At 37.1% G+C, this 12,615-nt stretch carries 14 protein-coding genes and 2 pseudogenes; 10 read left to right on the top strand and 6 right to left on the bottom strand.

The window, feature by feature from the left end; translation table 11 throughout:
• The first annotated feature begins 217 nt into the window (after positions 1-217).
• The 7 genes from H8S52_RS10355 to H8S52_RS10320 all read left to right on the top strand — a co-directional run bounded on the left by H8S52_RS10355 (position 218) and on the right by H8S52_RS10320 (position 6,849).
• Positions 218-1,495: an ATP/GTP-binding protein gene (locus tag H8S52_RS10355; RefSeq protein WP_223804907.1), complete on the top strand. Its 1,278-nt coding sequence runs from the start codon at positions 218-220 to the stop codon at positions 1,493-1,495.
• A 7-nt stretch (positions 1,496-1,502) separates the two neighbouring features.
• Positions 1,503-2,093 carry a hypothetical protein gene (locus H8S52_RS10350; protein ID WP_007480396.1) on the top strand — a complete coding sequence of 197 codons (591 nt, stop codon included), beginning with the start codon at positions 1,503-1,505 and terminating at the stop codon, positions 2,091-2,093.
• Positions 2,083-2,946, top strand: a complete 864-nt coding sequence (locus H8S52_RS10345; RefSeq protein WP_232305922.1) for a hypothetical protein — start codon at positions 2,083-2,085, stop codon at positions 2,944-2,946. Before H8S52_RS10350 ends, H8S52_RS10345 begins: the two co-directional genes overlap by 11 nt.
• Before the next feature lie 2 nt (positions 2,947-2,948).
• The gene (locus H8S52_RS10340) at positions 2,949-3,947 is read left to right on the top strand and encodes a virulence RhuM family protein (RefSeq protein ID WP_007480398.1); all 999 of its coding nucleotides are present in this window, start codon (positions 2,949-2,951) and stop codon (positions 3,945-3,947) included.
• 602 nt (positions 3,948-4,549) lie between these two features.
• Entirely contained in the window at positions 4,550-5,785 is a 1,236-nt protein-coding gene (locus tag H8S52_RS10330) for a site-specific integrase (protein ID WP_186909752.1), read from the top strand.
• Between the two features lie 53 nt (positions 5,786-5,838).
• Positions 5,839-6,189, top strand: coding sequence for a hypothetical protein (locus H8S52_RS10325; RefSeq protein WP_186909751.1), 351 nt, complete (start codon positions 5,839-5,841; stop codon positions 6,187-6,189).
• Between the two features lie 219 nt (positions 6,190-6,408).
• Positions 6,409-6,849, top strand: coding sequence for a hypothetical protein (locus H8S52_RS10320; RefSeq protein ID WP_186909750.1), 441 nt, complete (start codon positions 6,409-6,411; stop codon positions 6,847-6,849).
• A 108-nt stretch (positions 6,850-6,957) separates the two neighbouring features.
• Here H8S52_RS10320 and H8S52_RS10315 read toward each other — a convergent pair whose 3' ends face one another.
• The gene (locus tag H8S52_RS10315; protein ID WP_186909749.1) at positions 6,958-7,239 is read right to left on the bottom strand and encodes a helix-turn-helix domain-containing protein; all 282 of its coding nucleotides are present in this window, start codon (positions 7,237-7,239) and stop codon (positions 6,958-6,960) included.
• A 4-nt stretch (positions 7,240-7,243) separates the two neighbouring features.
• Positions 7,244-7,531 (bottom strand): helix-turn-helix domain-containing protein, encoded by a 288-nt coding sequence (locus H8S52_RS10310; protein ID WP_186909748.1) that lies wholly within the window; start codon positions 7,529-7,531, stop codon positions 7,244-7,246.
• A 339-nt stretch (positions 7,532-7,870) separates the two neighbouring features.
• Between H8S52_RS10310 and H8S52_RS10305 the strand changes: the two are divergent.
• A pseudogene (locus H8S52_RS10305) lies at positions 7,871-7,966 on the top strand (DNA-binding protein); the annotation flags it as partial.
• Positions 7,967-8,182: 216 nt separating this feature from the next.
• Here the strand turns inward: H8S52_RS10305 and H8S52_RS10300 are convergent.
• The 4 genes and pseudogenes from H8S52_RS10300 to H8S52_RS10285 form a co-directional block, all read right to left on the bottom strand.
• Entirely contained in the window at positions 8,183-8,719 is a 537-nt protein-coding gene (locus tag H8S52_RS10300; protein ID WP_175631453.1) for a hypothetical protein, read from the bottom strand.
• Positions 8,697-10,001 (bottom strand): AAA family ATPase, encoded by a 1,305-nt coding sequence (locus tag H8S52_RS10295; RefSeq protein ID WP_186909747.1) that lies wholly within the window; start codon positions 9,999-10,001, stop codon positions 8,697-8,699. Before H8S52_RS10295 ends, H8S52_RS10300 begins: the two co-directional genes overlap by 23 nt.
• Positions 10,002-10,188: 187 nt before the next feature.
• Positions 10,189-10,362: pseudogene (locus H8S52_RS10290) on the bottom strand (DNA-binding protein); the annotation flags it as partial.
• 4 nt (positions 10,363-10,366) lie between these two features.
• A complete protein-coding gene (locus H8S52_RS10285; RefSeq protein ID WP_186909745.1) occupies positions 10,367-10,654 on the bottom strand; it encodes a helix-turn-helix domain-containing protein in 288 nt (95 codons plus the stop codon).
• Between the two features lie 339 nt (positions 10,655-10,993).
• Between H8S52_RS10285 and H8S52_RS10280 the strand changes: the two genes are divergently transcribed.
• Positions 10,994-11,302: a helix-turn-helix domain-containing protein gene (locus H8S52_RS10280; protein WP_186909744.1), complete on the top strand. Its 309-nt coding sequence runs from the start codon at positions 10,994-10,996 to the stop codon at positions 11,300-11,302.
• The gene (locus tag H8S52_RS10275; protein ID WP_186909743.1) at positions 11,283-12,515 is read left to right on the top strand and encodes a VapE domain-containing protein; all 1,233 of its coding nucleotides are present in this window, start codon (positions 11,283-11,285) and stop codon (positions 12,513-12,515) included. Before H8S52_RS10280 ends, H8S52_RS10275 begins: the two co-directional genes overlap by 20 nt.
• Positions 12,516-12,615: the final 100 nt, after the last annotated feature.

Genomic DNA, 12,615 nt, shown 5'->3' with positions numbered 1-12,615 from the left:
AGATGAGAAAAAATCACATTGTAAATACTATATATCACAAAATCATACGTAATATATTGTGCAAATGAGAAAATATCACTATATTTGCAGTGTTAAACAACTTATTTAGTCAATACTTATGCTACAACAGTTCACAATAGAAAATTTCCTATCCTTTAAGGATAAAGAAATATTACTCCTTCAGCCCAACAAAGGTTCTTTGAAAAAGGACCATAAAATGGAGCCGACTAAAGGACAGTGGGTGCTAAAATCAGCAGCAGTGTTTGGAGCAAATGCTGGCGGAAAGAGCAATTTTGTCAAGGCGATAGAGTTAGGTAAAAAACTTGTTTTAAGGGGTACTCGTACAGATGATTTAATAGATTTTTACCCCTTTCGTTTGAGCTCGGAAAATAAGAAAAAAGATACAACCATTATTTATCATATACTTTGTGGAAACAAAAAATATGAATATGGCTTTAGCTACAATGCAGAACAAATAAGCTTAGAATGGCTTAAGCAAATAAACAAAAACAATGAATGTGTTATTTTTCAAAGGAATACAAAAAAATCCAATTTTGATATTTCATATCTTCTTAAACTCAATCCAAAAGAAGAAGAATCACAATTCTTGTCATTTCTTGCAAAAGCGACACCACAAAGACAATTGTTTCTTCATGAGGTCATGAGTCGTAACATTCATGAGAATGTATCAAATATTAAAGATTTGGATTCTGTTATAGACTGGTTCGTAAATTCTCTTAAAATTATATTCCCTGATACTCCGTATAAGCAAGGTGTATTACTTAAAGCTGCTGATGATAATGATTTAAAACGTGGTTTTGGGGCACTTTTAAGATATTTCAATACTGGCGTTGATAGTGTAAAATTAATAGAAGTACAATTTGAAAAACTTGGTATTCCACAAGATTTACAACGTGCAATAAAAGCAGATTTGTCAAAATCCAACACAGATGAAGCATTTGGAGCATTAAGATTTGACGATAACTTGTATTTAATCAACTTGATTGATGGTGAAATTAAGGCTAAGAAATTGATGACAGTACATAAAAAAATGAATGAAACTGATGTCGAGCTTTTTTCGCTTGGCGATGAGAGTGATGGTACAAAACGTTTATTTGATTATATTCCACTTATCTTGGACTTGATTCAAGGAGAGAAAGTCTTTATTGTTGATGAAATGGAACGTAGCTTGCATCCATCACTTATTAAGCAAATAATTTTATTGTTTTATAAGTATTCAAAAGATGTTTCAAGTCAACTGATTTTCACCACTCATGAAAGTTCTTTAATGGATCAAAAGATATTCAGGAGAGATGAAATATGGTTGATGAAAAAAGACAATAACGGTATCAGTTCATTTGGAAGAATGGATAATTTATATAATGTGCGCTTTGATAAAATGCTTCAAAACAGCTATCTTAATGGCGAGTACGGCGCAACCCCCATATTTGAGACAGAAGAGGAGATAAACAAATTATTTTCATCTTTAAAATAATCTTCCGATGGTAAGTTTTGTTTCTAAATTTCTGTTCACCGCCACGGTAACAGCACCAACATTCTTGTCACTAGGATTAATAGGTGTCATTAAGGATAGCACGAATTATTTTCGATTTTGGGATGAAATGCTAGAAAATAGGATATTTCCTACTAGTTTTGAATGGTGGGGCATCAATATCAGTTTTGGATTCACATTAATATGTCTTATCGGCATCAAAATTTTTCTTTGTAAAAAATCTAGCAAGTACAAGGAGGGAAAAACTATTCAAGTGAAATCTTATTCAAATTTATCTCTGAACAGTGCGGAGCAGGTAATTTCGTCTATAATCCCTTGGTTGACAATATTTGCCGACGAACTTGATTTTATGGTATTATTTGTTTGCATAATACTTCAATGCTGCTTTATTGCGATTGCAAGTTATAATAACAACAACTATAATTTACTTTGTTCAATATGGGGGTATCGCTATTATGAAGTATATACAGAAGAAAACACCTATATACTAATTTCTGAAAAATGTATCAGGAATAAGAATGAGATTAAAAAGTTTGTTGAAGTGACAGATTATATGGGTTTAATCATTAATGAAAAATAATATGAGCCAATTTTATGCATTGATGCCTGATAATACAGTAAAACATATCCCTCTAAAAGAAGAGATAATAACAGAGATTAAAAACCTATTTATAAATAGTGGGGCTACATTCAAACCAGAAGGTATAGAAGAAGATGTTTTCGATGGCAATATTGTTAGTCGGAACGGAGAAAATATAACGTACGTGCATTATGACTTACCTGAAGATTTTGCTCGTATACCATGTAATCAGGCTGACATGTCCGAATACAATATAAATGAAGATATGCCTAAAAGCATCTTTTATTACGATGATGGAAAGTTCTATTTTCAGATCTTTAATAAGAAAAATATGTTGCAACGCAAAATGGTCTTGCGGTTTGAATATGGAAATGTATTTGCAAAAATGAATAACTCTGCTTTTATTGTCGAAGATAAGATTCATGCGTTGTACGAGGAGGGAAAGCTATATTTCCAAAGTTATACAGTCGCAAATCAAATATTCTCACTAATAAATTTTGTTACAGAAGCTACAAATGCTGAAATTGAATCCTTTGGAGAATTAGATGGAATTAATGTAAATACCGAAAGCATAAAGCATATAGCAAACATAAAGACACGTCGGCTTATAAAGTTGTTGTCGAACACTGACAATATTTCAACTTTTATGAGAAAAGCATCTCGAACAAAAACAAGCCTATTAAATAAATACGGAGTTAATGCCCAAATAAATGAAAATAAAGAATTGGTTTTACCAACAAATAATGTTGCAGATTTGAACCGTGTTTTAGAGTTTCTCAATGAGGACATATTTAGGGGTGTAATTACCGACAGACTTTATCGTTCAAATTCAAAGAAAAAAGATAATCACTAATTATGAGCGAAGAAAACAAAATAATACTCTATCAAGACGATAACGAGATAACTCGTGTGTCCGTGCGTTTTGCCGATGAGGATTTATGGCTGACGCAAAATCAGTTGGCGGAAATATATTGTACAACACAACAGAACATCAGCCAACATGTGGATAATATATATAAAGATGGAGAACTGACCATAGAGGCAACTAACAAGAAATTCTTGTTAGTTCGCCAGGAAGGCAATCGTCAGGTAAAACGTAACATTGACCATTACAATCTTGACATGATTATAGCATTGGGGTATCGTATCCAGTCGCAGGTGGCGACTCGTTTCCGTCGCTGGGCTACCCAACGGCTTCACGAATACATCCAAAAGGGATTTGCTATGGATGACGAGCGATTGAAACAGGGAGGAAACCGATATTTCCGTGAATTGTTACAGCGCATCAGGGATATTCGTAGTAGCGAACGTAATTTTTACCAACAGGTTACGGACATTTATGCCACAGCGACAGACTACGACCCTCGTGACGAGATGACAAAAATGTTTTTTGCCACAGTACAGAACAAGCTGCATTATGCGGTTCATGAGAATACGGCAGCCGAAGTTATCTATCATCGCGTGGATAATGAAAAGCCATTTGTGGGTATGACAAACTTCAAGGGTAATTATGTGACTAAAGATGATGTGAAGATTGCTAAAAATTATTTGTCTGAGATTGAACTACAACGCTTGAATCTGCTTGTTTCCGGTTTCTTGGACTTTGCCGAGTTCCAAGCATTGGAAATGAATCCCATGACAATGAAAGACTGGATAGAAGCACTGGACAACCAGATTATTGCACACAAACGGAAGGTCTTGATTGGTAAAGGACGTATTTCACATAAACAGGCGATTGAAAAGGCAGAAAAGGAGTTTGCTATCTATCGCAAACGTGAAATGGACTTGCTTGAAAGCGATTTTGATAGAGAAATCAAAAGATTAAAGGACAAGAACGATAATAATCCAAACTAATTCACTACCTTTGCACCAAGAAATCATCCGTTTCCACAATGCGCAAAACACAGAAGTCCAACGGTGGAGCAATAGGAGGAGATTGCTGTTAATGTGATTCTGAAAAGTAATGATATACAGCCACTTGTAGATATGTTACGATTCCTGGTGGCACCACTCGAAAGAACTTTTCACTCTTGAAATCCCCTGAAATTCAGCAATTTCGGGGGATTTTTTATTTCTGTCACCTACAAAAAAATGCAGATTTAAGAATTTAAAAATGTCCCATTCGGTGGTTTTTCCAAGCCCCTTAAAAAAACCACCATTAGCTTTATACTTCACTTACTTTCAACTGTTTACAAAATCATCTTTCAGGCACTAAAGAGTACTTTTGCAGACCTGCTTGAATGTGGTGAAAAAGAGATCGGACGAAAAGAAAAAAACGCCGTATCCTAGAAATATAAATTTCCAAAGGAAATTCCGTTTTTCCTATTCCGGTGGTTTTTCCGGAAAAATTCGGTGGTTTTCATATCCTTCAAATAAAAAGCCACCGAAAAGACGTCTCTTCCACCCCTTTCCGGTTGACAAAGTAAAACATGTCCAACAACTAAAAGGAAACGAGTATGAAACAAGGAACAATGAACATCCTGTTCTTCATTCTGAAGACAAAACTTCTGAAAAACGGTGAGGCACCCATTCTTATGCGTATAACCATTGACGGGCATTACGAAGAGGCCAGAATACAGCGGAGCGTTCTGCCAAAACAATGGGATTCCGCCAAAGGATGCAGCAAGGGAAAGGACAGGACTGCCAAAGAACTGAACGCCTACATCGCAGAACTCAGTGCCCTGGCTTTGCAGAAGCACAAGGAACTGATGCTCGAACTTGCACTGATCACGCCCAAACTTCTTCTGAAACGGGTATTCGGAAAAGAGACGGAAATGCGTACCCTGCTCGGTACAATGAACGAAGAAATAGAAAAAATGAAAAAGGCAGTAAACATAGATTATGCGCCTGTAACCATCAACCGTTACATCAACGTGATGAAAAAGCTGCAAAAGGCCATTCCTGACTTTTACGGGAAAGAAGACATTACGTTCCATGAATTGAATTCCGATTTTATTGCCACGTTTGACCTTTTCCTGAAAACGGAAGCCGGCCTTTGCCGGAACACCATTGTCCGTTATATGAAATGCTTCAAGCGTATTACAAACATGGCCCTGGCCAAAGAATGGATGCGCAAGGATCCGTTCTACGGATACAAGATGGCACAGGACGAAACCGATCCCGTATTCCTGACCTATCCGGAACTGAAAAGCATCATGGAGAAAGAATTCACCATCCCCCGGCTGGCACTGGTACGCGACATCTTTGTCTTCGCCGCCTTCACCGGGCTGGCCTTCGCCGATGTGTCCACACTGACAAAAGACAACCTCGTACAGGACAACAACGGTGACTGGTGGATCAGAAAAGGACGTGTAAAACTAGAGCGCAGACATCGGGCATCTTCTGTCTGCAACATCCCCCTGCTGCCGGTTCCGCTTGCCATCCTCAAAAAATACGAGGAACATCCCATATGCCGGGAAAAAAGCCTCTGCCTGCCTGTCATATGCAATCAACGCATGAACAGTTATTTGAAGGAAATCGCTGACCTGTGCAATATCAGAAAGAACCTGACCACACACCTTGCCCGGCACAGTTTCGCTTCGGTTATCGCACTGGCTAACAACGTGTCACTGCCGAACGTGGCTAAAATGCTGGGGCATTCATCCACCCGAATGACGCAGCATTATGCGAAAGTATTAGACCAAACGATACTAAGGGATATGCAAGCCGTTGAAAAGAAATTATCCTTTTGAAAAATAATATTTTTTGCATATATTTGCCGATATGAATTTAAAATATTTAATTTATGAAATTAGAAGAGATAAGAAGTCAGCTTTTGACACAATTGCAAATTAATTTAAATTATTGGGATGATGTAATCAATAATACTAATCCAGGAAACTATGGAGTAGAAGATTGGGATATTAGTATATCTCCTAATAACTTTTATGTCGATATACCTAACAAAACTTTCAGCTTTAAGGACATGAGTTTTACTGCAAAGGTTCTTTTAGGTGCATCACATGGTGACTCCAGTATCGAACAAGACTTTTCTACACGATTATATGGAAAAGGTACATTCGATTTTATTTCCAATAAAGAAATTAAAATAGAAAATATTGAAATCTCACCAAACGTCAATTTAAACATCTATTGATTTCCTTCTTAGAATTAATATAATACAGTCAGCAACACAGTTTCAAAGAAAGCATAGTTGCTGGCTGTATTGCAATCTTAACCTCTATATTTCAAGAAATCATTTCAAATATGACACACCGCTAATAAGTAGTGTATCAACTATAAAAGATTTAGAAGTGTCATTTTAAGTCTTTTTACCCTTATCTTTGCTATCTAATACCTTTAAATATATAGAAATATGAACGATACTTTTGTTTTTATCATTATTGACTGCTTGTTACTAATTATGTCAATACTATTTTTTTCTAAATATAATAATGGAAAAGGAGGTTCTTTGGGTTCTTTCAGAAAACGAGTATTATACTTTTTTTCAGTCTTATTATTCATAGGATTTGTCATCTGTGTAAACAAAACATTCTATTGTTACCAAGAGAAAAATTCAATCTATAAAGAATTACTAAATGCTTATGAAGAATTAGATTTAGCATTAAATACAGTTCCTCAATCCTCTATTATGATACAAGAAAAAAAGGATAATATTAAAAATATTTTGTTAGAGATGAATAATAACGATAAATATCACGAAGCTGAAATATATCTCAATCTTTTTAATGGACTAACATCTACCTTTATAGCTTTTATCATAGCCTTTACTTTTAAAAATAAAATTTTAGGCTAATAGTTATAGAGCCAGCAATAATGTTAAAAATCGTATTATTGCTGATTCCTAATCATTAAGCCAATAAATATAGAAAATAAGATAGCTTTACATATAGTTTTCAAGATTTCATTTCTGATAGAACCTTTCCAGCAAATCCATGATGTCACTTTCCCGATAGATGATTTTTCCCGGAAGCTGCACATACCCCAGCAGTCCCGCATCCCTGTAATCCTGCAACGTCCGTTTGCTGATGCAAAGCCGCTTGCATACTTCCTCGCCCGTCAGGTAGCGTTCACCGTTCAATACAGGGCGATAGTTCGTTACCACATACTCCACGTTTTCCAGCACCCTGTCAAGAGAAGAAAACAGCACCAATGTGGTTTCGGAATCTTTCGTTATCAAATCCATACGCCTACTTTTTAGAATTGTCCCTTACCTGATTAAGCAGAAATGCTTCCACGTCCGAAGCCTTGTAGTAAATCTTGCCGTTAATCTGCGAATAAGGCAGTTTCCCCGTATCACGGTAGGTCTGCATCGTCCGGGCTGAAACGCTCAGCAAACGGCAGGTTTCGCAGTTATCCAGCCATTTGTCATGCTTCCTGCACAAAGGCACGCAGAGCGTATCCACACAACCCACAAAATTTTCAAACCTCTGTTTCCATAGTTCAAAAGTTTTCTTTTCAATCGTCACTATTTCCATAACCGATATATTTATTCTTGTCAATACTCCGTTTTTCTTCACTGGTGCAAATATATAAGGCTGAATAATAGGTTGTTTTCCTCTGTCCATAAATGACCTTGCGTGTCCGAAAATGTCCACCACCAACCCAAAAACAACATGAAAGAAACGAACCGATAACAAAAATCCCGTCTTTTCCTCACTTCCTAAATAAGCAAGGTAATGAACACAAAACCGTTTTCTATTTGCCGACATTAATTTGGCGCAGAGCGAAGCAAAGCGATTCCAAACGGCTGACGCTTTGTTTTTTACCGATTTTTCTTATTTTATTTGTGGTGCTAATTCAAAAATTAAGCACTCATGAATAATCCTTTCGAAGAAATTTTCAAGCGGCTGGAGAACATCGAAAAGATGATTGCCCCGGTCACGGGCGCACAACCCGAAGAACGGCAGGACAAAGCTTTAATTCACAATAGATAATAGTACTTTATAAAAGCTTGTTTGTGCCAAACAAACTTTTATAAAGTAGATGTAACAATAATATCTCAAATTTTGATATTTACACAAGAAATATTAGGAGTATAGAGTATAACCCCAATATAATAGAATTACTTTTTTTACATTTAAGCCCTTATATACTAATTTTCTGATTAAATTATAAAACAGTATATATTAACAAATAGGCATAAAATATTCTTTATAAAAATCACATACCCTATAAGGTTTTATATTGACATTTTTCGCAATTAATAGCTTCCTCAATTTATTAGATTGTTCTTGATAGTGTTTATTATTTAATAGGACAACAACTGATTCCTCTGAATGAATATAGTTATCACATGAACGCAAAAGAACTTTTGAATGTTCTATTTTATCTTGTATTGTTTTTGCAATATTTGCAACATTCTCAACTTCCAATTTAGCTTCAACAAGAAGTAGCCAATCTTTTTCTAAACAGACTACAAAATCTACAGTTTTATCTCGTAGCGTCCCTTTTTTAGCCAAAATCTCAACTTTATCAAGATTTAAAGCAATTTCTTGGTCAAAAGGACACTGTTTTTCTTTGTATTTTTCATTTTTCAAAATAGTCTGAATAAAATCTAAGCAATTTATCATAATACTATTGCCTGCTACAAAATTACGAATTGCTTTTTCCCCTCTATATAGTCGTTTAACAACCTCTTTATCATTTTTTCTTTTTACTGACATAATAATCTAATCTTTCAAACGACTTATTAAAGGATTCAAAAATAGGTTCAATATCATGTCCTAATGGACGAAATACAAAAGCATTACTTTTTTGTTCTTCATTCTCTGCCACATAAAAAGACAGAGAGGATAAGCATTTTTCCTCTTCTGCAATATACCTAATAGCGCTAACCATGTCTGTACTATGACTAGCAATAAAAAACTTCACACCAACTTTTTTATGTAATAAAACTATTAAACGTGCATACTCTACAATCCATTGAGGGTGTAAATGTGCCTCTGGCTCATCAATAATAAGCAATGTATTTTCATCTAAAAATAAATTTTTCAACAATAATTGTAACAACGAAAATGATTTAATACCAGTAGCACACTCTAATAAATCAAACTCTTTCCCATCTTCTCTCTTATACTTAAACCCGGCAGAGAATCCATCTTCGTCAAAAGAAACATCTCCTTTAATTATATCTTCCTTAATTATATTATTAATAGTTCTTTTATATCCTCTTCTTGGTGGTTGCTTTAACAATAAATTCAATTCTTTCCAATATATTGGTTGTTGAGAAGATGTTTCCATTCCTATAACCATAGGAGTGTCAATATAAGCAACTTTTTTTATATAATGCAATAAAGGAACATTTGAAAGATTCTCTCCTAAGATAGCATCTCCATATTCTTTTAAAACAATACTTTTTGACAAATTAACATCAAAAGCCGCATTCAAACTTTCTTTCAACAACCGATATGGACGTTCAACATTTAACTGCTCAGCTTTTGTGAGATGTTCAGAAATTCTTCCAACTAAGGCATCTAACATTTTTTTTGTATCTCTATCTTCACCGGATTTTAAAGTTGAGCGTAATATTAAACGTAAACGTTCAGTAATAATTGAATTTCCTGCTTTTTGCAAATCACTTTCCAAATTTAAAAATCTTGCGCACAAATCTTTTACTAAATCTAAAAAGGCATGAGTGTTCTCCAAGCTAGTCAATTCTATATTTCTAAAGTATAATCTTCGATAATTACTGGTATCTCTACGATATAGCAGTAAAGATTGAATCTGTTCTAAGACATTTAAATAAGGACGAATCTGACTATTTGTATAAAGCAAGACCAATTCTTCAAATGAATTTGCATTTCGAAATATATAATATAACAATTTAGACATTGTACTTTTACCGCATCCATTTATACCTGACACGACAGTAATACCATCAAGCTGCACATCAGCCCGTTTGATAGCTTTAAAATCTTTGATAGATAGTTCTACTAATGTATTCATCTTTCTATTGTTATATATAGTATTGCAAATTAACTGTATTTTTTGTATACTCCCAAATTTTGAAAGCAATTTCTCAATATAAGAACAATATATTTTGTTTTTTGTTCTTATTCCAAGCATAGATATAAATATCTGTTTTACAACACAGTATATTTATAGCGAATTCTTTAAGTCAGCCATAATTTTACAAAGTTTGTTTGCTGATGCAAAGCCGCCTGCACACTTCATCGCCCGTCAGGTAGTGTTCACCGTTCAATACCGGGCGATAGTTCATTGCCACGTACTCCACGTTTTCCAGCACCCTGTCAAGTGAAGAAAACAGCACCAGCGTAGTTTCGGAATCTTTCGTTATCAAATTCATACGCCTACTTTTTAGAATTGTCCCTTACCTGATTAAGCAGAAAGACTTCCACGTCCGAAGCCTTGTAGTAAATCTTGCCGTTAATCTGCGAATAAGGCAGTCTCCCCGTGTCACGGTAGGTCTGCATCGTCCGGGCTGAAACGTTCAGCAAACGGCAGGTCTCGCAGTTATCCAGCCATTTGTCACGCTTCCTGCGTAAAGGCACGCAGAGCGCATCCACACGACCCACAAAGTTTTCAAACCTCTGTTTCCAAAGCTCAAAAGTTTTCTTTTCAATCGTCACTATTTCCATAACCGATATATTTATTCTTGTCAATACTCCGTATTTCTTCACTGGTGCAAATATATAATGCTGAATAATAGGTTGTTTCCCTCTGTCCATAAATGACCTTGCGTGTCCGAAAATGTCCACCACCAACCCAAAAACAACATGAAAGAAACGAACCGATAACAAAAAACCTGTTTTTTCTCCATTCCCTAAATAAGTAAGGTAATGAACACAAAGCCGTTTTCTATTTGCCGACATTAATTTGGTGCAGAGCGAAGCAAAGCGATTCCAAACGGCTGACGCTTTGTTTTTTACCGATTTTTCTTATTTTATTTGTGGTGCTAATTCAAAAAACAAGCACCTATGAATAATCCTTTCGAAGAAATTTTCAAACGGCTGGAGAACATCGAAAAGATGATTGCCCCGGTCATGGGCGCACAACCCGAAGAACGGCAGGACGGAAAAGAGCCTTTGTTAGTCAAAATATCCGTTGCCAGCGGTATAACCGGGTATTCGGTCAATTACCTGTATCATTTAGCCAGCAAGGGACTGATACCCTGTGTCAAGCGTGGGCGTACCCTGCGTTTCGACATGGAGGAACTCAAAAAGTGGATGCAGCAGCAGTATGTCCCGGCTTCTAACAGACTTCCCGATGAAAAAGAAAAGAGGTGATGAAACACGGCATATCGAGGGCTGGCAGTCAAAGAACGAGCGCATCGAAAGCATGTTGAACGTCCTGTACGATTTCCGGTTCAACACCGTAAAGAGCCGGACGGAATACCGGGCTGCGGGTTCTTCGGACTTGTACCAGCCTGTTACAAAATTTGTCCTGAACTCGTTCAGGCGCAGGCTGGACGCAACCGCTGGTATTGTCACCTCTGCCGAGAACATCCGTATGATACTGGAAAGCGACTTCGCAAGAAAGGTACATCCCATACGGGAATGCTTCAACGCCCTGCCCTTACTGAATCCTGCCGAACACGGGCATATCGGCAGGCTTCTGAACACTGTACAGGTAGCCAACCCCGGCAAATGGGAGGAATATTTCACGAAATGGCTTATCGGTGTGGTAGCCAACGCGATGAACGACACGGGGTGTCAGAATCATACCTGTCTGGTGCTGACTGGGGACAAGCAGGGACAGTTTAAATCGTGGTGGCTGGACAACCTTTGCCCGACACCGCTTAAGAACTACCTGTTCACCGGAAAAATAGACCCGCAGGGCAAAGACATCCTGACACTGATAGCCGAATACCTGTTCATCAACATTGACGACCAGCTAAAGGAACTCAACAAGCAGAACGAGAACGCCTTGAAGAACCTTATCACCACCCCGGCAGTAAAATACCGCAGACCGTATGATGTTTACATAGAGGAATACCCCCACCTCGCCAGCTTCATGGCTTCGGTAAACGGCAACGAGTTCCTGACCGACCCGACAGGCAGCAGGCGTTTTTTGCCGTTCAAGGTGCTGCACATAGACAAGCCCACGGCAGAAAGCATCCGCATAGATAACGTCTATTCCGAAATCATGTACCTGTACCGTCAGGGCGTGCGCTACTGGTTCAATGATGCGGAGATTGAAGAACTGCACCTGACAAATGCGGAATTTGAGGTACAGACAATCGAGTTTGAGATGCTGACACAATACTTTGAGAAGCCGACAGAGGAGGAAGAAGCCCTGTTCTTCATGACAACGGCACAGGTACTCGCATACCTGCGTAATATATCCCCCGTCCAGCTATCCGAAAAAAGGCTGGGCGAATCATTGCGGAAAATCGGTTTCAAGCGGGTACAGAAGCGCATCAACAACAACCATTATCCGGTATATGGGTACAGGATAAAGCCCGTTCCGGCTTCCCGTACAGGGGATGATTACGGGTAGAACCGGAATGTAGTAGCTTCTACATATTGTTTGATACATACATAACAATTTAATAAACAACAGTTTATCAATTATGTAGTATGAAGTAAGATAGAATCCC

Source organism: Bacteroides sp. NSJ-48 (assembly GCF_014287405.1).
In the GTDB taxonomy this organism is placed as follows: domain Bacteria; phylum Bacteroidota; class Bacteroidia; order Bacteroidales; family Bacteroidaceae; genus Bacteroides; species Bacteroides stercoris.
The sequence above is the reverse complement of the archived record's forward strand: the minus strand, read 5'-3'. Positions and strand labels throughout refer to the sequence as shown.